Genomic DNA, 21183 nt, shown 5'->3' with positions numbered 1-21183 from the left:
TCACGAAAGCCAATCAATCGACATACGTATTCAGTGCGGCCGTTCCGGCCGTGTTGCCGATTTGCCACGGATCGCCGGGGCCAATGCGTTGACCTTGCGGGCAAACTGGAGTGATGATTGCGACGGCGACGCCGTCCGAGCGCCCCCGAGAGGATCCCTGTCTTGAGTGCCCAGCGCAAATCCACGTCGTTCGACATCGCGCAGGCCGCGGGCGTATCGCAGCCGACCGTGTCGCGCGCGTTGCGCGGCAGCCCGACGGTCAGCCCGGCGACGCGGCAGCGGATCGAGGCGATCGCCAAGCAGCTCAACTACACAGTCGACCGCAGTGCCTCGAACCTGCGCAGCGGCAAGACGCGCACGATCGCGCTGCTGCTGTTCCGCGATCCGACGCCCGACGAGACCGAGGTCAATCCGTTCTTCCTGGGCATGCTGGGCGCGATGATGGGGGCGTGTGCCGATCACGGCTATGACCTGCTCGTTTCGTTCCAGAATTTCTCGTCCGACTGGCATACCGATTACGAGGACAGCCACCGTGCCGACGGGCTGATCCTGCTCGGCTATGGCGATTATGCGGATTATCGAGCGCGGCTCGATCACCTCGTGGCGCAGGGGACGCACTTCATCCGCTGGGGATCGGTGCGGCACGACCAGCCCGGGCTCACCGTAGGCTGCGACAATGTCGCGGGCGGTGCGGAGGCGACGCGGCACCTGATCGCGCAGGGGCGGAGGCGGATTGCGTTCCTGGGGGATGCGACCGACCATTATCCGGAGTTTTACGACCGGCACCGCGGCTATCTCGCGGCGCTCGAGGAACATGGCCTGCATGCCGATCCGCACTTGCAGGTCGATGCGATCACGACCGAGGAGGACGGCACGCGCGCCGCTCAGGCGTTGCTCGCGCGCGGGGTCGCGTTCGATGCGATCGTCGCGGCGAGCGATCTGATCGCGCTGTCGGCGATGCGGGTGCTGGCGGGGGCGGGGCGGATCGTGCCCGACGACGTCGCGATCGTCGGCTTCGATGACATCCCCGCCGCCAGCCTCGCCAACCCGCCGCTGACGACGGTGGCGCAGGATACGGTGCTCGGCGGCCGGCGGCTGGTCGAGATGCTGCTCGCGCGGATCGACGACCGCCCGGTGACGAGCATCGTGCTGCCGACTCAACTGGTCGTACGGCGTTCGTCGGGCGAGGCCGCCGCGTGACGCGCGAGAAGCCGCGTCAGGGTTTCTGGGGTCTGTGGAACATCTCGTTCGGGTTCTTCGGGATCCAGATCGGTTTCGCCCTCCAGAACGCGAATGTCAGCCGGATCTTCCAGTCGCTCGGCACCAGTGTCGACGACCTCGCCTTTCTGTGGATCGCCGCGCCGCTGACCGGGCTGCTCGTCCAGCCGGTGATCGGGCATTACAGCGACCGGACCTGGGGGCGGCTCGGGCGCCGGCGACCCTATTTCCTGGGCGGTGCGGTGCTGGCGACGATCGCGTTGCTGGGGATGCCGAACGCGCCTGTGCTGTGGGTCGCGGCGGCGTTGCTGTGGATGCTCGACGGATCGCTCAACGTCGCGATGGAGCCGTTCCGTGCGTTCGTCGGCGACATGCTGGGCAGCCGGCAGCGGACCGCGGGCTATGCGTTCCAGACCGGCTTCATCGGCGCGGGTGCGGTGATCGGCAGCCTGGCGCCGCTGATCCTGACCGACGTCTTCCACGTCGCCAATACCGCGGCGGGCGGCGGGATCCCGCCATCGGTGCGTTATGGGTTCTATCTGGGTGCGGCGGCGTTGTTCTGCGCGGTGCTGTGGACGGTGCTGACGACGAAGGAATATTCGCCCGACGAGATGGCGGCGTTCGAGCAGGACGGCGGCGTGGTCGAGGCGGGGCCGGCGATAGCGGCACCGGTCGGATCGGGCGCGCGGCTGGCGCCGGTGTGGATCGCGCTGGGGGCGATCGTGATCGCGGCGGTGGCGCGGTTCGGGCTGGACAAGCCGGTCTATCTGCTGGGTGGCGGGCTGATCGCGTTCGGTGTCGCGCTGCTGGTCAGCGCCGCGCTGGTCCGGTCGGGTCGCGAGTCCAATGTTCTCAGCCACATCGTCGGCGATCTTGCGACCATGCCGCAGACGATGAAGCGGCTTGCGCTCGTCCAGTTCTTCACCTGGTCGGCGCTGTTCATCATGTGGATCTACACCACGCCGATCGTCACGCAGCGCGCGTTCGGGACGACCGACACGGCGAGCGCGGCGTATAATGACGGCGCGAACTGGGTCGGGGTGCTGTTCGCGGTGTATAACGGCGTGGCGACGGTGTGGGCATTCGTGATGCCGTGGCTCGCGGGCCGGATCGGGCGGCGTAATGCGCATATCCTGGGGCTGCTGAGCGGCGCGGCGGGGTTCGGATCGTTCCTGGTGCTGCGCGATCCCCATGCGCTGATCGGGTCGATGGTGCTGATCGGGATCGCCTGGTCGTCGATCCTGACGATGCCCTATGCGATGCTGTCCAACGCGCTGCCGCAGGCCAAGCTGGGCGTGTACATGGGGCTGTTCAACATCTTCATCGTGCTGCCGCAGCTGATCGTGTCGTCGGTGATGGGGCAGGTGATGCGGACGGTGTTTCCGGGCGACCCGGTCTGGGCGATGCTGATCGCGGCGGGGGTGATGGGCGTCGCGGCGCTGGCGATGCTGCGCGTGCCGCGGGACGCCTGAGATCCTGTCCTCCCCCTGGCGGGGGAGGATCAGGGGTCAGCCGCCGAAACCGCCGCGGCCGCCAAAGCCGCCGCCGAACCCGCCGCGCGAGATCACCGAGCTGCGGGTCTGGACCCGCGCGGGCGCGCGCGCCGTGGTGGGGGTGAAGGCGTCCGAGCCGACGCGGGTGCGGCCGGTGACGTAGTCGCGGCTGATGCGGCCGCCGGCGCCGCCATAATAATTGCCCTGACGGTCGCGGTACATCGGCGCGCCACGATAGCCATAGCCGCCGTTGAGCGCCTGGCCGATGATGAACCCGGTCAGCAACGGCGTGAAGAAGCTGCCGCCGCTGCCATTGTTGCGCGGTTCGCACTGCGCGGCGCCGAACTGCTCCTCGCAGGTCTGCTTGTCCTCGAACCGTGGTGCGGTCTTGGCGGCGTCGGTCTTGGCCTGTTCATAGGCGGTGTCGCACTGCGCGGCGGGGATCGCCCCCGCCGAGCGGCATTCGGCGACCGAGGCATAGCTCTGCGCGTCGACGGGCTTGCCGCCGACATCGCCGTCGCAGGCGGTCAGCGAGATGCCCGAGCCCGCGATCAGGCCGGTGAGGACGATCGAGCTGGAACGCTTCATGTCTTTGCCTCTCAGTTCGTCATGCAGGCGGCATTGAGGATGCCGACGCAGAGCGAGATGCTGCCCATATAGGTGGCGGCGGCGATGTCGCCCCGCACGATCCGGTCGTGAATGTCGCGCATCACGAGGCGGCGGACGACGAGTGCGGCGACGATCTGGATCACGCCCGCGAGCACCGCCCACACCGCGAACTCGACCAGCGTGACGGTGTGCGTCAGCGCGGAGGCGAGCGGGAGGACATAGCCGAGCAAGGCCGCGCCCAGCGTGATCGCCGCGGCGGTATTGCCGTCGCGGATCAACGCCTTCTCGTTATAGGGCGTGGTCACCTGGAAGATGATCTTGAACGCGATGGTGAAAAGCCCGGCCGCAACGAACGCGATCAGGAAGGCCGCCGCGCTGGCGCCGAAGCTGTAATAGTCGATCATCTGAATCCCCCGGAACGCTGATGCGACGATGCTAGGCGCGGAACTCGCCGAGTTCCAGTGCGACGCCGAGCATGATCTCGAACGAGACCTCGCCCGCCTCATTCTCCTGGTCGATCGCGAGCAGCAGTTCGCGGCCGTCGTCGCCCGGCAGGTCGCGGCCGAACAGCATGCAGGTCTGGAAGATGCGGCGGTCGACGATGCCGTCGCGGTCGTCGTGGAGGTCCTCCCAGAAGGTCACCGGTTCCTGTTCGCTCGCCTCGGGACCGAACCAGACGCGGTTATAATCGGGGAGGCCCTCCGCGGTGAAGCTGCGCGCCTTGAGCCGGGACTTCCAGGCGGGGCGCTCGGCGGCGGAGGAGGGGTAGGCGCTGTCCCAGGGTGCGAAGATCGTGACGTCGGTCACGTCCTGCCCCGCGCGGTCGTTCGAGACCGCCTGGAACATGATGTCGTCATCGGTGTAGAAACGGTGGACGAACCCGCCCTCGTTGAGGTCGACCAGACCCTGCGCGACGATCACCAGCGTGTCGCGGTCGAACGGGAACAGCAGCTCCGATCCGAACCGGCGCCAGGCGAGCGGGTCGACGGTCACCGTGCGGCCGAGCGTGACGTTGCGGATGACGGGAAGTCCGGTGCCTTCAAGCGGTTGCTTGCGGCCGAACAGGCGATCGAACATGCAATCCTCACGTTATGGTTCGGCCTGTGCATAGGCGAAAGCGGCGATGCTCGCAAAGCGCCATTGGCGCGCCCTTCGCCGACGCCTATGTGTGCGGGCACGCGACAAGCACGGGAGTTCTTGCATTGACCGACATCTGGACCGTCCGCAGCCTGAAGGCCGCGCTCGATACGTCCGAGCCTGCGAAAACGGGGGAGTTGAGAGTCCGTATCGTCGAGGGGGCGGATCCGATCCTGCTCGTCACGATGCACGAGCATGGCGACCTCGAACTGTTCGTCAATGTGAGCGAGGCGCAGATCTCGGCCTCGACCCTGCTCTGGCCGTGCGACGAGCAGGAGGACCAGGCGGCGTTCAACGCGTTCCTGCTGAAGACGCAGAAGCTGGTGCCACTGTCGAACTTCGGGATCGGCAGCGTCGAAGGGCGCGATTATTATGAACTGTTCGGCGAACTCGCGACGTCGAGCCGGCTCGACACGATAGTGATCGAGCTGCGCACGCTGGCCGAGAACGCGATCGATGCGGCCACCGACCTGCGCAACGCGCAGATCCCCGCCGCCTGACCCAAAGCATCATACGGAGAGACTGGCATGGCCATCTGGAGCAAGATTTTCACCCTCGGCCGGGCGAGCGCGCATGAAGCCGGCGCGGCGGTCGTCGACGCGAACGCCCTGCGAATCCTCGACCAGGAGATCCGCGACGCGGACAAGGCGCAAGGGAAAGCGCGCGACGACCTGGCCGGGCTGGTCGCCCGCCGTCGCATCCTCGAAACCGAGGTCGAGAGCTTCCGCGCGCAGGCCGCGAAATACGAGGCCTCGGCGCGGATCGCGGTCGAGAAGGGCAATATGGACCTTGCACGGCAGGTCGCGCAGCGGATCGCCGATCTCGAACAGGACATCGCGCTGAAGAGCCCGCAGGTCGAGGACATGCGCGCCGCCGAGGAGCAGATCCACACCGCGGTCGCGCAGACCGACCGCAAGATCGAACAGCTCCGCCGCGAGGTCGAGGTCGTCAAGGTCAACGAGTCGGTGCAGAAGGCGCAGGCGACGGTCGCATCGGGCAGCATCGGCGCGGGCAACAAGCTGGGCTCCGCGGCGGACAGCCTTGCGCGGATCCGCGAGCGGCAGGCGATCCGCGGCGAGCGGATCAAGGCGGCCGGCGAGCTCGAGGACCGGCGCACCGGTGCGGATCTCGACGAGAAGCTGCGCCAGGCGGGGATCCTGCCGGGTCAGTCGTCCGCGGACGACGTGCTCGCCCGGCTGACCGCGCCCAAGACCGACCAGCTCGGGCAGACGCTGCGGATCGAGCAGCGCGACGACAGCAAGACGCAGGACAACTGATGCGCCGGATCGCGGTCGACCCGCGCGGCGACTGGCGCGAACGGGCCGACGCGATCGGGTTCGTCTATCACGGCACGGCGGTGGGCGACGCGATCGAGCCCTATTGGGACGAGAGTGCCGCCTATGCCTTCACGCTGGCGGAGATCGAGGAGGATCTCGAACCCGCCGCCGAACAGATGCACGCGATGTGCCTCGACCTGGTCGACGAGGTGGTGCGCGACCAGCAGCTGATGGAGCGGCTCGCCATCCCGCGCGAGCAGTGGAATTACGTCGCGGAGACGTGGCGGACGCGCCAGCCGTCGCTCTATGGCCGGTTCGACTTCAACTATGACGGGACGGGGCCGGCCAAGCTCTACGAATATAATGCCGACACGCCGACCTCGGTGTTCGAATGCGCGACGTTCCAGTGGATGTGGCTGGAGGACCTGCTCGCGAGCGGGGCGATGCCGGCGGGGACCGACCAGTTCAACAGCCTGTTCGACAAGCTGCGCGAACGGTTCCGCGCGCTGTTCCCGAGTGGGGGTTTCGTCCATTTCGCAGCGGACGCGACCGCGATCGAGGACCGCCAGACGGTGCGGTTCTTCGAGGATCTGGCGAGTCAGGTCGGGATCGAGCCCAAATTCGTCGAGATGAAGGATATCGGGCTCGCCGCCGATGGCCGGTTCGTCGACCCCGAGGGCTTCGAAGTGCAGGCGGCGTTTAAGCTCTATCCGTGGGAGTTCATGCTGCGCGAACCCTATGCGCCGAACCTGTCACGCGCGGACGTGCGCTGGATCGAGCCGGCGTGGAAATCGGTCCTGTCGAACAAGGGCATCCTGCCGCTGCTGTGGGAGCGGCATCCCGGGCATCCGAACCTGTTGCCGGCGTTCTTCGACGGCGATCCGGCGGCGAAGATCCTGGGGCCGCGCCATGTCCGCAAGCCATTATTCTCGCGCGAGGGCGCCAATGTCGAGATCGTCGGCGGGGAGGAGGGCGGCACGCCCGCCATTCTCGACCAGGGCTATGGTGCCGAAGGGGCGATTCTCCAGGCCTATGCGCCGCCGCCGGTGTTCGACGGGCGGCATCCGGTGATCGGGGCGTGGATCGTCGGCAACGAAGCCGCGGGGATCGGCGTTCGGGAGGATGAGACGGTGGTGACGCGCAACATGGCGCGCTTCGTCCCGCATATCATCGAGGCGAATGATGACTGACCTACGCGAGCTGCCCCCGTTGCCGCCGATCGAGCGGCTGGTCGAGCTGATGTTCGATGCCGCGCGGATGGGGCGGGATGAGATGATCCCGGCGCTGCTGCAGGCGGGGGTCGATATCGAGGTGACCGATGCGCGGGGGTACACCCCGCTCGTGCTGGCGAGCTACAATGCGCAGGAATCGACGACGCGGCTGCTGCTCGACGCGGGGGCGCGGGTCGATGGCGATCCGGCGAGCACCGCCAATACCGCGCTGATGGGGGTGTGCTTCAAGGGCTATACGCCGATCGCGCGGATGCTGATCGCGGCGGGGGCGGACGTGAACCGGCGCAACGGTGTCGGGCAGACCGCGCTGATGATGGCGGCGTTGTTCAATCAGGGGGCGATCATCGACCTGCTGATCGAGCAGGGCGCAGATCCGGCGGTTGTCGATGCGGCGGGGAACAGCGTGGCGTCGCTGGCGATGTCGCAGGGGAATGCGGCGCTGGCGGCGCGGTTTGCTGAGGGTTCGCACGGGTTGGGATCCGCGGCCTAAACCTCGTCATCCTGACGAAAGTCAGGATCCAGAGTCATGAAGGTGCCGCCCGTTACTCTGGATCCTGACTTTCGTCAGGATGACGGGAAGGGGGTTGGTCCGGACTTTCCTTAGGGTGACGGGTGGGTGTGGCCGTCGTCATCCGCGTGCGTCTGCGGGAGGACCGCGCCGACATGCGTCTGGCCGCGGGCTTCGGCGAGGCGCATCTGGCGTTCGCGTTCGGCATAGCCGGCGCGCTGGGTCGCGTCGCGGGCGTCGTGGCAGGCGGGGCAGCTGATCCCCTCGACATAAAGCGGCGAGGCGCGGTCGGCGGGGCTGACGGGCATGCGGCAGGCGTGGCAGAGACCGTGCGTGCCGGGCGCGAGGCCGTGACCAACTGCGACGCGCTGATCGAAGACGAAGCATTCGCCTTCCCACAGGCTCTCCGCCTCGGGCACGGTTTCGAGATATTTGAGGATGCCGCCCTTCAAGTGATAGACCTCGTCCAACCCTTCCGCTTTCAGGAACGCGGTCGACTTCTCGCAGCGGATCCCGCCGGTGCAGAACATCGCGATCTTCGCCGGCGGGCCGTCGCCGACGAGTTGGTCGCGGTGCTCGCGGAACCAGGCGGGGAAGTCGCGGAAGCTGCGCGTCTTCGGGTCGATCGCGCCTGCAAAGCTGCCGACCGCGACCTCATAATCGTTGCGCGTGTCGATCACGATCGTGTCCGGATCGGCGATCAGCGCGTTCCAGTCGCCGGGCTCGACATAGCGGCCGACATCGCCGAGCGGGTCGATATCGGGTTCGCCCATCGTCACGATCTCGCGCTTCAGCCGGACCTTCATGCGGTGGAAGGGCATCGTTTCGGCGCGCGAATCCTTGACGTCGAGCGCGGTACAGCCGGGCAGTGCGCGGATATGTGCGAGGACGGTGTCGATCGCCGCGTCGCTCCCCGCGATCGTGCCGTTGATCCCCTCGGCTGCGAGCAGCAGCGTGCCCTTCACGCCTTGCGCACAGCACAGTGCGGCGAGCGGCGGCTTGATCGCGGCGATGTCGGCAAAGGGCGTGAAGCGATAGAGCGCGGCGACGCGGACCGGTCCCAGAGACTCGGGATGGCTCGCCATAGGCTCGGCGGCGGGTGAGGGGTCGGCAGGCATGGGCAGGACGGTCCGGATCGAAGATGGCGCCGCCGCTGTTACGCCAAGTCGGAGTAGGTGGCGAGCAGGGTTTCGGTCCTGGCGAGGCCCGTGGCGGTGAGCTGGATCACGCCCGCGCTGCAGTCGGGGCGTTCGACCAGGCCCTTTTCGGCGAGCGCGCCGATCCAGCGGTGCGTGCGCGGCAGATCGAGCAGCGACAGCGCGCCGAGCGTCGCCGCATCGATCACCCGACCCTCGGCCTCGGCGAGATAGATCTGCACCAGCACGAGCCAGGCATGGTCGCCGAACAGGTCGTCGCCGAGTTGCTCGCGTCGTCGGTGCAGGCTCCGGTCGACCTTCAGCGCGACCTGCCAGAGCCGTTCGGGCATGACGACGTCGGGCACCGCGGTGAGCGCCTTGGCTTGCGGAAGGTAGAGCGTGCCGACGAGCCGGCCGGCCTCGAGCCCGCGGTCGAGCCGCGAGACATGGACGTCGACCCACACCGCGGCACCGCCGGGCTGGAGATAGCGCTTGCGGATGCAGACCGGACCCGCGCCGGGGGCGAGCATGGTGACCCGATCGATGTTGCGTTCGCGGTCGTCCGGGTGGGTGACGTCGGCATAGGACCGCCCGACGAGTTCGCTAAGCGGCCGTTGCAGCAGGTCCTCGACGGTCTGGTCCATCGTCAGTAGCAGACCGTTCGGGTCCGACAGGGAATGGCCGACGAGCATCGAGGCGGGAGTCCTTTGTAATCCCCCGTTCAGATAGGGCGCGATCACCCTTATATCAAATGTTTACGCCGCGATCGCTCAGCTGGTGACGAAGGTCAGCCCGGCATGCGCGATCAGCCGGTCGCGCAGTTTGGCGCCCATCAGCGCGCCCGGTGTCCAGATGCCGCCATCGCCCGCGACATCCCGGACGAGGCAGATCGCCGATTCCGCGATCATCTTGCTGGTCGATCCATAGCCCGGGTCGCGGTCGCCCGTCACGACCGTGTCGATGCGGCTGCCATCGGGCATGATCCCTGCGAACAGCAGGTCGTAATGGCCTTCATCGCGTTCGGCCTTGGAGGGGCCTTCGCCGGGCTTCGGGCCCTTGTCGCCCGCGAAGGGATTGAACTTCGCGATCGCCTCGGCCGCGGCCTTGCCCATGTCGCCGAGCCCCGCGACCATCATCTCGTCATAGACGAAGTCCGCGCCATAGGCCTCGCCGAGCAGGAAATTCGTGCGGTGGACGTTCTTGGTGTTGATCGGCGCCATCACGAACGGTGCGACCCAGGTCTGGAGCGTCGAGTCATATTCGGGGAGCAGCCCGGTCGGCTGATGCGGCCCGGTGAAGCCGGGGGTGAGTGCGAACGGGCTGGTCAGCAGCTTGACGAGGCCGGGATCGCGCGCGGCGGCGGCGAGCGTCGCCTTGAGGCTGGCCGCCGTGCCGCCGGAGAAGGTGCCCTTCATCGTCCGGACGCGGCCCTTCACGCGCGGCGCAGGACTGCCGTAGCGTGCCTTGGCCGCCTCCTGGAGCGTGAGGACGCCGAGATCGAACGGGATGCTGTCGAAGCCGCAGGAGAAGACGATCCGGGCGCCGGTGCGCGTGGCCTCCCCCTCGTGCGCGTCGATCATGTGCCGCATCCAGGCGGGCTCGCCGCACAGGTCGACATAGGCGGTGCCCGTTGCGGCGCAGGCAGCGACGAGATCGGAGCCGTAGAGCTGGTAGGGCCCGACGGTCGAGATCACGACGGTGGCACGCTCGACCATCGCGCGCAGGCTTGTCGGATCGGCCGAGTCGGCGGTGATGAGGGGCGTGTCGGCTGGCGCGCCGATCAGGTCACGAACTTCCTCCAGCTTGGCGCGCGACCGCCCGGCCATCGCCCAGGTCAGGCCGGTCGGATAGGCCTGGACCAGATATTCGGCGACCAGCCGGCCGGTGAAGCCGGTCGCGCCATAGATGACGATGTCGAAGTCGCGCATATCCATCTCCCGTTTTGCCGCAAGTCTGCCCCGACCGGCGCCGCCCCGCAAGCGAAACGCCGCGTCTCGTCAAGGCGGGACGGATCTGTCAGGATCGCGCAATGGCCTCCGATCCGAGCATCGTCGCGTTCATCGTCGAGCAGATCGCCGCGGCGGGCGAGGTCGCCGCGCGGCCGATGTTCGGCGAATATGGCGTCTATTGCGACGGGCGGATGGTCGCGCTGATCTGCGACGACCTGCTGTTCCTAAAGCCGACCCCCGGCGGGCGCGCGTTCGCGGGCAGCGACGGGGCGACGATCGAGGAAGCATCGCCCTATCGGGGGGCGAAACCCTGTCTGGTGATCGACGCGGACCGCTGGGACGATGCCGACTGGATGGCCGAGATCGTGCGGATCTCGGCCGCGGAGCTGCCGTTGCCCAAGCCCAGGCGGGCGAAACCGCCGAAGGGCTAGGCCGCGTCGTTGAACTGCAGGCTGGCCAGTCGCGCATAGAGGCCGCTGTTGGTCATCAGCGCCCCGTGCGAGCCTTCCTCGACGATCTGACCGTCGTTCATCACGATGATCCGTTCGGCGGCGCGGACCGTCGCGAGGCGGTGCGCGATGACGAGCGTGGTGCGGTTCGCCATGAGCCGTTCGAGCGCCTCCTGGACGAGCCGTTCGCTCTCCGCGTCGAGCGCACTGGTCGCCTCGTCGAGCAGCAGGATCGGGGCATCGCGAAGCAGCGCGCGCGCGATCGTCACGCGCTGGCGCTGGCCGCCCGACAGTCGCGCGCCGCCTTCGCCGAGGAAGGTGTCGAGTCCTTCGGGGAGCTTGCGGAGGAATTCGGCGGCGTTGGCGGCCTCCGCGGCGGCCCAGAGCTGGTCGTCGCTCGCGGTCCAGTCGCCATAGCGGAGATTGTCGCGCGCCGAGGCGCCGAAAATCACCGTTTCCTGCGGCACCATCGCGATCCGCGCGCGGACCGCGGCGGGATCGGCGTCGCGCAGGTCGACGCCGTCGAGCGTCACGCGGCCCGCATCGGGATCGTAGAAGCGCTGGACGAGCTGGAACAAGGTGGTCTTGCCCGCGCCCGAGGGACCGACGACCGCGACCGTCTCGCCCGGCCTGATGTCGAGCGAGAAGCCGTTGAGCGCGGCGACGTCGCGGCGGGTGGGGTAATGGAATTGGACGCCCTCGAAGGCGAGCGCACCACGCGACGGCTGCGGCAGCGCGACGGGCGTGGCGGGCGGCGCGATCTCGGGGCGTTCGCGGAGCAGTTCGGAGAGCCGTCCGGCAGCACCCGCGCCGCGCAGCAGATCGCCATAGACCTCGGTCAGCGCCCCGAACGCGCCCGCGACGATCCCGCCGGTGAGGACGAAGGCGGCGATCGCGCCGCCGCTGATCCGTCCGGCGGCGACATCGACCGCGCCTTCCCACAGCACCAGCGTGATCGAGCCGAACAGCAGGCCGATGACGATCGCGGTCATGATCGCGCGCAACAGGATTCGCGCACGCGCCGCGGCGAAGGTCGCGCGCACCGCGTCACCAAAGCGGGTCGCCTCGCGGTCTTCCTGCCCGAACGCCTGCACGACCTTCATCGCGCCGAGCGTCTCGGTGGCGATCGACCCGACATCGGCGACGCGGTCCTGCGAAGTGCGCGAGTAATTGCGGACGCGCTTGCCGAGCAGCGCGATCGGCAGGACGATCAGGGGGATGCCGATCATCAGCAGCCCGGCGAGCTTGGGCGAGATCGCGAACAGGTAGATCAGCCCGCCGACCCCGGTGAAGGTGTTGCGCAGCGCGATCGAGACGGTGCTGCCGACGACCTGGTCGATCAGCGCAGTGTCCGAGGTCAGCCGCGAGGCGATCTCCGACGGGCGATTCTCCTCGAAGAATCGCGGCGTCAAGGTGAGCAGGTGACGCTGGACCGTGGTGCGGATGTCCGCGACGACCCGTTCGCCGAGCCACGACACATAATAGAAGCGCACCGCGGTCGCGACCGCGAGCACGACGACGATCATGAGCAGGTAATGGAACGAGGTCCCGACCGATCCGCTCGCGCCCGGGCCGAAGCCGCGGTCGATCACGCGCTTGAAGCCATAGGGTATGCCGATCGTCGCGGCCGAGGTGGTTACCAGCGCGAGTCCCGCAAAGGTGATCTGGCGCGGGTAGTTCGCGGCATGTCGCCACACCATTGCAAGGTCGCCGATCCGGCGGGGCGTCTTTTCGTCGAGTATCGGCTTGGCCATGGCGGATCGCCTAGCAGCGGCGGGGGTCACGCTCAACGGCAACCGCATGCCGGCCGGGACGTTGGACGAGCAGGACGCGCACGGGATTGGGACACGCGCGCGCCCGTGTCCCGGCAATGCTCTGTTGCGCGGCAGCATAATTGCATTACGGAAATGTTAACCCCTTTTGGGGTAGAGGATACCGAATGCTCTACGATGCCTATGAATTTCAGCGGTCGATGATGGCAGGCGCCAGCAGAATGGCCAGTTTCGGGGCGGGAATGCTGAACAATCCAGCAAACCCATTCGCCTATTTGGGCGGCGGCGCGGTCGTCGGATCGGCGCTGGAGGTGTTCGCGCACGTCAATGCGACTCGCGGAAAGCCGGCGTTCGGCCTCGACCACACGATCATCGACGGACGTGAATTCGCGGTCCGCGAGGAGATCGTGCTGCGCAAGGATTTCGGCCAGCTCAAGCGGTTCGTGCGGGAGGGCGTCGAGGGCGGACCCAAGCTGCTGATCGTCGCGCCCATGTCGGGGCATTATGCGACTCTGCTGCGCGGCACGGTCGAGCGGATGCTGCCGTTCGCCGATGTGTACATCACCGACTGGCGCGACGCGCGCAGCGTGCCGCTGTCCGCCGGGCGGTTCGATCTCGACGATTATATCGATTACGTGATCGCGTTCCTCGAGGCGATCGGTGCGAACGAGGGGCAGGGCGGCACGCATATGCTGGCAGTCTGCCAGCCTTCGGTGCCCTGCTATGCCGCGGCGGCGCTGATGAGCGCGGACGGCAACCCGTGCCGGCCGAAGACGCTGACGCTGATGGGCGGGCCGGTCGACACGCGCGAGGCGCCGACCGCGGTCAACACGCTGGCGACCGAGCGTCCGCATACGTGGTTCGAACAGAATGTCATCGCGACGGTGCCGGCGAATTATCCGGGCGCGGGGCGCAAGGTCTATCCGGGCTTCCTGCAGCTTGCCGGCTTCATGTCGATGAACCTCGGCAACCACATGGTCTCGCATTGGGAGATGTATAAGCATCTCGTCCAGGGCGACGGCGAGAGCGCGATGGCGAGCAAGGGATTCTACGAGGAATATCGCTCGGTCTGCGACATGACCGCCGAATTCTATCTGCAGACGATCGACGTGGTGTTCCAGACCCACGCGCTGCCTCGCGGCCTGCTGACGCACCGCGGAAGGCCGGTTGATCCGGCGGCTATCACCGATATCGGCCTGTTGGCGATCGAGGGCGAGCGCGACGATATTTCGGGGCTGGGGCAGACCAAGGCGGCGCTGTCGCTGGCGACCGCTCTGCCCGAGGAAAAGAAGCGCTATCTGATCGCCGAGGGGGCCGGCCATTACGGGATCTTCAACGGATCGCGCTGGCGCAACACGATCGCGCCGGTGGTCGAGGAGTTCATCACCGCGAACGGATAAGAATCCGGTACTAACAAGGTCAATCGCGACCGCCGGTCCTGAAACCGGCGGTCACGATCGGTATCTGGGTCAGCCGACCGAGTCGACGACTGCGTGGCTGCTCGACTCGCTCGACGTGATCGTGCCGCCGAACAGCATCTTGACGCGTCCGGTCAGCGAGATGTCGGTTTCCCAGAGCTCCGCGCTGTTGATGTCGAAGCGCAGCAGCGTGAGGTTGGGGTCTTCCTTGCCGCCCGGAAACCAGGCCTCGACCTGGTTGTTCCACAGCTTGTCGATCTGCGTACGATCGTTCATCTGCGAGACCGTGCCGGCCATGCATGCGAAGAAATCATGCCCCTTGCCGACGAACTGCCCCATCGCCGCGCCGCCCTTGGCGATGCGGTTGTCGCGACCAGCGAAGAAGAACAGCACGTTGGGCTGATCGTCATCAAGCTGCGCGGTCATCGGCTCGGAATGCTGGCCATCGTCGAGGCCGATCATCACGAACGGGCTGGACTTCAACTTGTCGAGGAAGGTGTTCGCGACTTCCTGCGGGGTATCCTTGTCGGCCATCGTCGTTCTCCTATTGGCTTGGATTGCCACAGAGAACGGGCGGGGCGGAGGATGGTTGCCACCGCCGCCCCGCGAGCATCACAGGACTTCGAACAGGCCCGCCGCGCCCATGCCGCCGCCGACGCACATCGTCACGACGACATGCTTTGCGCCGCGACGCTTGCCCTCGATCAGCGCATGGCCGGTCGCGCGCGCGCCGGTCATGCCGTAGGGATGGCCGATCGAGATCGCGCCGCCGCTGACGTTGAGCAGCTCGTCGGGAATGCCGAGCGTGTCGCGGCAATAGAGGACCTGGACCGCGAACGCCTCGTTCAGCTCCCACAGGCCGATATCGTCCATCTTGAGACCGAAGCGCTTGAGCAGCTTGGGAATCGCGACGACCGGGCCGATCCCCATCTCGTCGGGTTCGGTGCCGCCGACCGCCATGCCGATATAGCGGCCGAGCGGCTGGAGCCCGCGCTGCGACGCGATCTTTTCCTCCATCAGGACCGAGGCGGACGACCCGTCGGACAGCTGGCTGGCGTTGCCCGCGGTGATCGTCATGTCGGGGCCCATCACGGGTTTCAACGACTGGAGACCCTCGAGCGTCGTGTCGGCGCGGTTGCCCTCGTCGCGGGCGATCGTCACCTCCTTGTAGGTGACGTCCTTGGTCTCCTTGTTGACGATCGCCATGTTCGCGGTGACGGGGACGATCTCGGCGTCGTAATAGCCCGCGGCCTGCGCGGCGGCGGTGCGCTGCTGCGACTGGAGTGCATAGGCGTCCATCGCGTCGCGCGTGATGCCGTAGCGCTTGGCGACGACCTCGGCGGTCTGGAGCATCGGCATATAGACGTCGCGGTGCATCGCGAGCAGTTCGGGATCGGGTGCGACGCGCATCTGCGGCGTCTGGACGAGACTGATGCTCTCGACCCCGCCACCGATGGTGATGTCCATCTGGTCGGTGATGATCTGCTTGGCGGCGGTGGCGATCGCCATCAGCCCGCTGGCGCACTGACGGTCGAGCGACATGCCGCTGACCGTCGTCGGCAGCCCGGCGCGGAGCAGCGAGGTGCGCGCGATGTTGCCCGCCTGATGCCCCTGCTGCAGCGCGCAGCCGAAGACGACGTCGTCGACTTCGCCCCCGTCGATCCCGGCGCGTTCGACCGCGGCCTTGATCGAATGCGAGGCGAGCGTCGGCGCGGGGGTGTTGTTGAACGCACCGCGATAGGCGCGGCCGATCGGGGTGCGGGCGGTGGAGACGATGACGGCTGAACGCATGATGCTATCCTTTTTTCTGAAGTCCCCTCCCGCAAGCGCGAGGGGAGCGGTATCAAACGAAAACCTGGCTGATCCATTCGGCGATCAGGGCGGGCTTGTCCTGGCCCTCGATCTCGACCGCGAAGCTGTTGGTCTGCTGCCACTGGCCGGGGCGCTTCTCGTCGAACGACAGCAGCTTGAAGCGGCCGCGGAGCTTCGATCCCGACCGGACGGGCGTGAGGAAGCGGACCGAATTGCCGCCGTAATTGACGCCCATCTTCGCGCCCTCGATGGTCGGCGCGTCGGGGATCTTTGACGACAGGAGCGGCATCAGCGAGAGCGTGAGGAAGCCGTGCGCGATCGTCCCGCCGAACGGGGTCTGCGCCGCGCGGGCGGGATCGACATGGATGAACTGATGGTCGCCGGTGGCGTCGGCGAACTTGTCGATCATGCCTTGCGTGACCTCGACCCAGTCGGACAGCGTCTCGGTGCCGACGCGGTTCTGCATCTCGGCAGTGGTGATCGTCGCCACGGCATTCCCCTCCTAGCCTGTTTGGCGCTAAGCGCAGCGACGTCTCTAGGCGTACAGGCTGGCCGACCGCAAGCCTCACCCAACCGGAAGCTGGAAAATGTCGACTGCCGTAACGTCCAATGCCCGTAACACCATGGCAAAGCTGTACCGCGCAAGCGAACCCGATGTTCTAAAACCGTTGCTGGAGCGTGCCGCGCTCGATTCGGATTCGCGCGAGCGGGTGATGGGGCATGCGCTCGGCCTGCTCGCCGATCTGCGCGCGGCGCAGAGCAAGGGCTGGGTGAACCAGTTCCTCCAGGAATATCGGCTGAATTCGTCGGAAGGGATCGCGTTGCTCTCGCTGGCTGAGGCGTTTTTGCGCGTGCCCGATCCCGAGACCGCAGACCTGCTGATCGCGGACAAGCTGGGCGATGCCGACTGGCGTGCGCATGCGGGCAAGTCGAATTCGAAGCTCGTCAATTCGGCGACCTGGGGGCTGGTGGTCGGCCGCGTGCTGGTCGGCGAGGGCGCGACCGGGCCGCTGCGCCGGCTGATCAGCCGGGCGGGCGAGCCGTTCGTGCGCCAGGCGGTCGGTGCCGCGATGAAGATGATGGGCGAGATCTTCGTGATGGGCCGGACCATCGACGAGGCGATGAAGCGGATGCGGCGGCCCGAGAACAAGGGCTTCACCGCGAGCTTCGACATGCTGGGCGAAGCGGCGCGGACGCATGCCGATGCGCAGCGCTATTTCCAGGCCTATGTCGGTGCGGTCGATGCGGTCGGGCGCGATCCGGCGGCGGGGCATTCGATCTCGGTCAAGCTGTCGGCGCTCCACCCGCGCTACGAGGTTGCGCGGTGGAGCGAGTGCGTGCCCGCGCTGACCGAGATGCTCGAGGCGCTGGCGGTGCAGGCGGCGTCGAAGGGCATCGCGCTGACCGTCGATGCGGAGGAATCCGAGCGGCTCGAGATGAGTCTCGACATCATCGGCACGGTCGCCGGGCTGCCGTCGCTGAAGGGCTGGGACGGGTTCGGCATGGCGGTGCAGGCGTATGGTAAGCGCGCGCGGCCGGTGATCGCATGGGCGAACGGGCTCGACCGGGTGATGAACGTGCGGCTGGTCAAGGGCGCCTATTGGGACAGCGAGATCAAGCGGACGCAGGTCGAGGGGCTGGCGGACTATCCGCTGTTCACGCGCAAGGCGGCGACCGACGTCTCGTATCTGGCGGTCGCCAAGGACATGCTGGCGGCGGAGAATATCCGGCCGGCCTTTGCGAGCCACAATGCGCTGACGGTCGCGACGATCATGGAATGGGCGGGCAACAGCCGCGATTTCGAGTTCCAGCGGCTGCACGGCATGGGCGACGGGCTGTACGAGCGGCTGGTGCAGGAGAATGGCTATCACTGCCGCGTCTATGCGCCGGTCGGCGGGCACCGCGACCTGCTGGCGTATCTCGTCCGGCGTCTGTTGGAGAATGGGGCGAATTCGAGCTTCGTGCATCAGCTGGCGGACGAGCGACTGACCGAGGGGGAGATCCTCGCGGATCCGGTGGCGAAGATCGCGGCGGTCGGGGGCAAGCGGCATCCGAGCATTCCGTTGCCGGTCGACCTGTTCGGGGCGGGCGGGCACCGGAATTCGGCGGGGCTCGACCTGAGTGACGTGGATACGCTGGCGGCGACCGTGAAGGTGGTGAATGCGCCGATCGCTTCGTCAGGGCACCACCCCGGCGAAGGCCGGGGCCCAGTTGGGGGCGGTGGTGTGACGGAGGACGGCGCGTCGTCACGGCAGCTTTCCCAACTGGACCCCGGCCTTCGCCGGGGGGGAGCAGAAGGGTTGGGTGGGGATCAGGTTACGGCCGCCATCACCCGCGCGCATGCGGCGTTCCCGGGCTGGTCGCGGTCGCCGGTCGAAGAGCGCGCGGCGTGTCTCGATCGGCTGGCCGACCTGCTCGAAAAGCATCGCGACGAGCTGATGGCGATCTGTGTGCAGGAGGCGTTCAAGACGATCCCCGACGCGATCGGCGAGGTCCGCGAGGCGGTCGATTTCTGCCGCTATTATGCGCAGCAGGCGCGCGCCAAGCTGCAGCCGATCGAGCTGCCGGGGCCGACGGGCGAGCGCAACATGCTGCATATCGAGGGGCGCGGGGTCTGGGCGACGATCGCGCCGTGGAACTTCCCGCTGGCGATCTTCCTGGGGCAGACGGTGGCGGCGCTCGTCACAGGCAATGCGGTGGTGGCCAAGCCCGCGCCGCAGACGCCGCGGATCGCCGCGCGGGCAGTCGAGCTTGCGCACGAAGCCGGCGTGCCGGCCGACGTGCTGGTCCTGGTCACGGGTGGGCCCGAGGTCGGCGCGGCGCTGACCGCGGACGCCCGCATTCAGGGCGTCGCGTTCACCGGCTCGACCGCGACCGCGCGCAAGATCGCCCGCGCGCTGCTCGAGGACGACAGCCGGCCGATCGTGCCGCTGATCGCGGAGACCGGCGGGATCAACGCGATGATCGTCGACTCGACCGCGCTGCCCGAACAGGTCGTGGCGGACGTGATCGCTTCGTCCTTCCGTTCGGCGGGGCAGCGTTGCTCGGCGCTGCGGCTGTTGCTGGTGCAGGAGGATATCGCCGACGGCGTGATCGAGATGCTGTCGGGGGCGATGGACACGCTGAGGATCGGCCGTGCGGGCGATCCGGCGACCGATGTCGGTCCGGTGATCGACCAGGCCGCCTATGACCGGCTGATGGCGTATCGCGCGCGGGTGGTCTCGAAGACCGTCAAGACGCTCGACGTGCCCGCCGACGGCCTGTTCGTGCCGCCGACTTTGGTGCGGATCGGCGCGATCGAGGATCTGAACGAGGAGTGGTTCGGGCCGATCCTCCATGTCGCGACTTGGGAGGCGGGCAAGCTGAGCGAGACGATCGCGCGGGTCAACGCCAAGGGGTACGGCCTGACGATGGGGCTGCACAGCCGGATCGCGCGCGCGGCCGAGGTGATCGAGGCAGAGGCGGCGGTCGGGAACCTGTACATCAACCGGTCGATGATCGGTGCGGTGGTCGGGTCACAGCCGTTCGGCGGCGAGGGGCTGTCGGGGACGGGGCCGAAGGCAGGCGGGCCGCGCTATCTCTACCGCTTCTGTGCGGAGCGCGCGGTGTCGGTGGATACGACGTCGGCGGGCGGGAATGCGACGTTGCTGTCGCTGGATGAGGGTGGGATCTGAGGGGGGTTTTTCGCCTATTTTCCTTCGCCTCGTCATCCCCGCGTAGGCGGGGATCCATAGTGGCTGGCGGTGGGGGGTATCGTGGTCCGTTGAGGATATGGATCCCCGCCTTCGCGGGGATGACGGAGGGGGGTGGGCTTTATCTTGTATGAGACCTGCCGCGCTTCCTGAATCCTCCCCGGCGGAGGCCGGGGCCCAGTTGGAGGACGTTATTGACGACGGGTGCGTTCCGTTACTGCGGCCTCACCAACTGGGCCCCGGCCTTCGCCGGGGAGGTGTAATGGGTTGGTGTGGCGAGTTCCGTCACTTCCGGGGCGGCGTCAGGTGGATGGTGTATTCGCGCGCAACTGTTGCACCTCCGGGAATGGCATCACCATCGACCCGTCCGGGGCGGCGGTGAGGTTGACCTGGGTGGGGAAGGCGATCTCGATCTTCTCGTCGTTGAACCGCTGGAGGATGGCGATGCCGACGGCGGTGCGGCCGTTGTAGAAGCTGGCATAGTCGGGGCCGTCGCTGTCGAACTGGACCTCGAAATCGAGGCTCGATGCGCCGAAGCCGGTGAAGCCTGCACGCACGAAGATCTTGCCCTGCGCCTCGACCACGTCCTTCAGCATGTCGGGGATGCGCGCGCAGATTTCGGCGGGGGTGAAATAGGTAACGCCGATGATGAACTTCGCACGGCGATGGTTGCGCTGCGTGTTGTTGAGGATCTCCTTGTTGAGGAGGTTCTTGTTCGAGATCACGCGCTCCTCGCCGTCGATACCGCGGATGCGCGTCGATTTCAGGCCGATCGCCTCGACGCTGCCCGAGGCGGTGTCGTAGCTGATCGAGTCGCCGCGGCGGAACGGGCGGTCGAAGATGATCGCGAGCGCGGCGAACAGGTCGGCGAAGATGCCCTGCGCGGCCAGACCGATCGCGATGCCGCCGACGCCGAGGCCCGCGACGAGCCCGGTCACGTTGACGCCGAGATTGTCGAGCACGACGACCATCGCAACCGCGAACACGACGAAGGTGACGAGCAGGCGGATCAGCCCCATCGCCGACAGCAGCGCCTCACCCGAATAATGTTCGGACTGGGTGCGGTGCTCGATCGCGCCGAGGATGATCTCGCGCACCCAGACCGCGACCTGGAACACCGCGGCGACGGTGAAGAGGAAGTTGACCGTGGTCGCGACCTCGCCCGGTGCGGCGGAATAACCGTCGACGAGCTTGGCAGCGAGCATGACGATGAAGAAGTTGCTGGTCCGCGAGACCGCCTTGCCGACGACGATCCCCCAGCCGTTGAGCGCGCGCGGGCGTTCGCACAGCCGGCTGCCGAAGCGGCGTGCGGTGTGGAGCGCGAGGACGATCAGCGCGCCGGCGCCGAACGCGATCAGGATCTGCAGCCAATAGGCCTGGACCCAGGCGAGGCTGGCGGTGACGAAGCCCTGTGCCTGGCTGCCGACATCGCTCGCGTTGAAGATGGGGGCTTTGGCGACGCTGTTGGTATTGGACATCTG

20 protein-coding genes are annotated in these 21183 nt (G+C 67.4%); 9 read left to right on the top strand and 11 right to left on the bottom strand.

The window, feature by feature from the left end; genetic code table 11:
- Nucleotides 1–162 precede the first annotated feature (162 nt).
- Together NEF64_RS11265 and NEF64_RS11260 are read left to right on the top strand one after the other, a co-directional pair.
- The gene (locus NEF64_RS11265; protein WP_056407841.1) at nt 163–1200 is read left to right on the top strand and encodes a LacI family DNA-binding transcriptional regulator; all 1038 of its coding nucleotides are present in this window, start codon (nt 163–165) and stop codon (nt 1198–1200) included.
- Complete coding sequence (locus NEF64_RS11260; RefSeq protein WP_107045868.1) at nt 1197–2690, top strand: MFS transporter; 1494 nt, start codon at nt 1197–1199, stop codon at nt 2688–2690. The genes NEF64_RS11265 and NEF64_RS11260 overlap by 4 nt, the downstream gene beginning before the upstream one ends.
- Nucleotides 2691–2726: 36 nt before the next feature.
- On the opposite strand, the gene NEF64_RS11255 is transcribed toward NEF64_RS11260, so the two are convergent.
- The 3 genes from NEF64_RS11255 to NEF64_RS11245 are packed head-to-tail and all read right to left on the bottom strand — an operon-like array spanning nt 2727 to nt 4397.
- On the bottom strand, nt 2727–3299 hold the full coding sequence (locus NEF64_RS11255; protein ID WP_037529576.1) for a DUF1190 domain-containing protein: 573 nt from the start codon (nt 3297–3299) through the stop codon (nt 2727–2729).
- A gap of 11 nt (nt 3300–3310) precedes the next feature.
- Complete coding sequence (locus NEF64_RS11250; protein ID WP_056407845.1) at nt 3311–3724, bottom strand: DUF350 domain-containing protein; 414 nt, start codon at nt 3722–3724, stop codon at nt 3311–3313.
- Nucleotides 3725–3755: 31 nt separating this feature from the next.
- On the bottom strand, nt 3756–4397 hold the full coding sequence (locus NEF64_RS11245) for a DUF2491 family protein (RefSeq protein ID WP_031393896.1): 642 nt from the start codon (nt 4395–4397) through the stop codon (nt 3756–3758).
- A gap of 125 nt (nt 4398–4522) precedes the next feature.
- On the opposite strand from NEF64_RS11245, the gene NEF64_RS11240 reads away from it, so the two are divergent.
- From NEF64_RS11240 to NEF64_RS11225, 4 genes are read left to right on the top strand one after another with little or no spacing between them, the layout of a single operon-like run.
- The gene (locus tag NEF64_RS11240) at nt 4523–4957 is read left to right on the top strand and encodes a YjfI family protein (protein WP_252573744.1); all 435 of its coding nucleotides are present in this window, start codon (nt 4523–4525) and stop codon (nt 4955–4957) included.
- Between the two features lie 27 nt (nt 4958–4984).
- Nucleotides 4985–5734: a PspA/IM30 family protein gene (locus NEF64_RS11235; RefSeq protein ID WP_056407847.1), complete on the top strand. Its 750-nt coding sequence runs from the start codon at nt 4985–4987 to the stop codon at nt 5732–5734.
- The gene (locus NEF64_RS11230; protein WP_056407849.1) at nt 5734–6924 is read left to right on the top strand and encodes a glutathionylspermidine synthase family protein; all 1191 of its coding nucleotides are present in this window, start codon (nt 5734–5736) and stop codon (nt 6922–6924) included. Before NEF64_RS11235 ends, NEF64_RS11230 begins: the two co-directional genes overlap by 1 nt.
- A complete protein-coding gene (locus NEF64_RS11225; RefSeq protein ID WP_320466440.1) occupies nt 6914–7456 on the top strand; it encodes an ankyrin repeat domain-containing protein in 543 nt (180 codons plus the stop codon). Before NEF64_RS11230 ends, NEF64_RS11225 begins: the two co-directional genes overlap by 11 nt.
- 110 nt (nt 7457–7566) lie before the next feature.
- Here NEF64_RS11225 and trhO read toward each other — a convergent pair whose 3' ends face one another.
- The 3 genes from trhO to NEF64_RS11210 form a co-directional block, all read right to left on the bottom strand.
- Complete coding sequence (gene trhO, locus NEF64_RS11220) at nt 7567–8559, bottom strand: oxygen-dependent tRNA uridine(34) hydroxylase TrhO (RefSeq protein ID WP_252574938.1); 993 nt, start codon at nt 8557–8559, stop codon at nt 7567–7569.
- 71 nt (nt 8560–8630) lie between these two features.
- Entirely contained in the window at nt 8631–9302 is a 672-nt protein-coding gene (locus tag NEF64_RS11215; RefSeq protein ID WP_056407855.1) for a PAS domain-containing protein, read from the bottom strand.
- Nucleotides 9303–9380: 78 nt separating this feature from the next.
- Nucleotides 9381–10538: a saccharopine dehydrogenase family protein gene (locus tag NEF64_RS11210; RefSeq protein ID WP_252573742.1), complete on the bottom strand. Its 1158-nt coding sequence runs from the start codon at nt 10536–10538 to the stop codon at nt 9381–9383.
- A 101-nt stretch (nt 10539–10639) separates the two neighbouring features.
- On the opposite strand from NEF64_RS11210, the gene NEF64_RS11205 reads away from it, so the two are divergent.
- Nucleotides 10640–10990, top strand: coding sequence for a TfoX/Sxy family protein (locus tag NEF64_RS11205; protein ID WP_056407860.1), 351 nt, complete (start codon nt 10640–10642; stop codon nt 10988–10990).
- Here NEF64_RS11205 and NEF64_RS11200 read toward each other — a convergent pair.
- Nucleotides 10987–12762 carry an ABC transporter transmembrane domain-containing protein gene (locus tag NEF64_RS11200; RefSeq protein WP_082446977.1) on the bottom strand — a complete coding sequence of 592 codons (1776 nt, stop codon included), beginning with the start codon at nt 12760–12762 and terminating at the stop codon, nt 10987–10989. The genes NEF64_RS11205 and NEF64_RS11200 overlap by 4 nt on opposite strands.
- Before the next feature lie 185 nt (nt 12763–12947).
- Between NEF64_RS11200 and NEF64_RS11195 the strand changes: the two genes are divergently transcribed.
- The gene (locus tag NEF64_RS11195) at nt 12948–14180 is read left to right on the top strand and encodes a polyhydroxyalkanoate depolymerase (protein ID WP_031394544.1); all 1233 of its coding nucleotides are present in this window, start codon (nt 12948–12950) and stop codon (nt 14178–14180) included.
- Nucleotides 14181–14249: 69 nt separating this feature from the next.
- Here the strand turns inward: NEF64_RS11195 and NEF64_RS11190 are convergent, their stop codons facing one another.
- From NEF64_RS11190 to NEF64_RS11180, 3 genes are all read right to left on the bottom strand, one after another.
- Nucleotides 14250–14732, bottom strand: coding sequence for a pyridoxamine 5'-phosphate oxidase family protein (locus NEF64_RS11190; protein ID WP_056407863.1), 483 nt, complete (start codon nt 14730–14732; stop codon nt 14250–14252).
- 78 nt (nt 14733–14810) lie between these two features.
- Entirely contained in the window at nt 14811–15989 is a 1179-nt protein-coding gene (locus tag NEF64_RS11185) for an acetyl-CoA C-acyltransferase (protein WP_031394542.1), read from the bottom strand.
- Nucleotides 15990–16041: 52 nt separating this feature from the next.
- Nucleotides 16042–16500, bottom strand: coding sequence for a MaoC family dehydratase (locus NEF64_RS11180; protein ID WP_031394541.1), 459 nt, complete (start codon nt 16498–16500; stop codon nt 16042–16044).
- Between the two features lie 133 nt (nt 16501–16633).
- Here NEF64_RS11180 and putA point away from each other — a divergent pair, with 133 nt between their 5' ends.
- On the top strand, nt 16634–19684 hold the full coding sequence (putA, locus tag NEF64_RS11175; RefSeq protein ID WP_252574936.1) for a bifunctional proline dehydrogenase/L-glutamate gamma-semialdehyde dehydrogenase PutA: 3051 nt from the start codon (nt 16634–16636) through the stop codon (nt 19682–19684).
- A 320-nt stretch (nt 19685–20004) separates the two neighbouring features.
- Here putA and NEF64_RS11170 read toward each other — a convergent pair whose 3' ends face one another.
- On the bottom strand, nt 20005–21180 hold the full coding sequence (locus tag NEF64_RS11170; RefSeq protein WP_031394326.1) for a mechanosensitive ion channel family protein: 1176 nt from the start codon (nt 21178–21180) through the stop codon (nt 20005–20007).
- Nucleotides 21181–21183 lie beyond the last annotated feature (3 nt).

This window comes from Sphingomonas aerolata (assembly GCF_023935825.1).
GTDB classification, from domain to species: Bacteria; Pseudomonadota; Alphaproteobacteria; order Sphingomonadales; family Sphingomonadaceae; genus Sphingomonas; species Sphingomonas aerolata.
The sequence above is the reverse complement of the archived record's forward strand: the minus strand, read 5'-3'. Positions and strand labels throughout refer to the sequence as shown.

Coding starts and splice junctions, on each gene's coding strand:
- NEF64_RS11210 (WP_252573742.1), bottom strand. CDS start 10,538: ATGCGCGACTTCGACATCGTCATCTATGGCGCGACCGGCTTCACCGGC.
- NEF64_RS11230 (WP_056407849.1), top strand. CDS start 5,734: ATGCGCCGGATCGCGGTCGACCCGCGCGGCGACTGGCGCGAACGGGCC.
- NEF64_RS11200 (WP_082446977.1), bottom strand. CDS start 12,762: ATGGCCAAGCCGATACTCGACGAAAAGACGCCCCGCCGGATCGGCGAC.
- NEF64_RS11255 (WP_037529576.1), bottom strand. CDS start 3,299: ATGAAGCGTTCCAGCTCGATCGTCCTCACCGGCCTGATCGCGGGCTCG.
- NEF64_RS11225 (WP_320466440.1), top strand. CDS start 6,914: ATGATGACTGACCTACGCGAGCTGCCCCCGTTGCCGCCGATCGAGCGG.
- NEF64_RS11170 (WP_031394326.1), bottom strand. CDS start 21,180: ATGTCCAATACCAACAGCGTCGCCAAAGCCCCCATCTTCAACGCGAGC.
- NEF64_RS11250 (WP_056407845.1), bottom strand. CDS start 3,724: ATGATCGACTATTACAGCTTCGGCGCCAGCGCGGCGGCCTTCCTGATC.
- NEF64_RS11205 (WP_056407860.1), top strand. CDS start 10,640: ATGGCCTCCGATCCGAGCATCGTCGCGTTCATCGTCGAGCAGATCGCC.
- putA (WP_252574936.1), top strand. CDS start 16,634: ATGGCAAAGCTGTACCGCGCAAGCGAACCCGATGTTCTAAAACCGTTG.
- NEF64_RS11245 (WP_031393896.1), bottom strand. CDS start 4,397: ATGTTCGATCGCCTGTTCGGCCGCAAGCAACCGCTTGAAGGCACCGGA.
- NEF64_RS11235 (WP_056407847.1), top strand. CDS start 4,985: ATGGCCATCTGGAGCAAGATTTTCACCCTCGGCCGGGCGAGCGCGCAT.
- NEF64_RS11185 (WP_031394542.1), bottom strand. CDS start 15,989: ATGCGTTCAGCCGTCATCGTCTCCACCGCCCGCACCCCGATCGGCCGC.
- NEF64_RS11195 (WP_031394544.1), top strand. CDS start 12,948: ATGCTCTACGATGCCTATGAATTTCAGCGGTCGATGATGGCAGGCGCC.
- NEF64_RS11190 (WP_056407863.1), bottom strand. CDS start 14,732: ATGGCCGACAAGGATACCCCGCAGGAAGTCGCGAACACCTTCCTCGAC.
- NEF64_RS11215 (WP_056407855.1), bottom strand. CDS start 9,302: ATGCTCGTCGGCCATTCCCTGTCGGACCCGAACGGTCTGCTACTGACG.
- trhO (WP_252574938.1), bottom strand. CDS start 8,559: ATGGCGAGCCATCCCGAGTCTCTGGGACCGGTCCGCGTCGCCGCGCTC.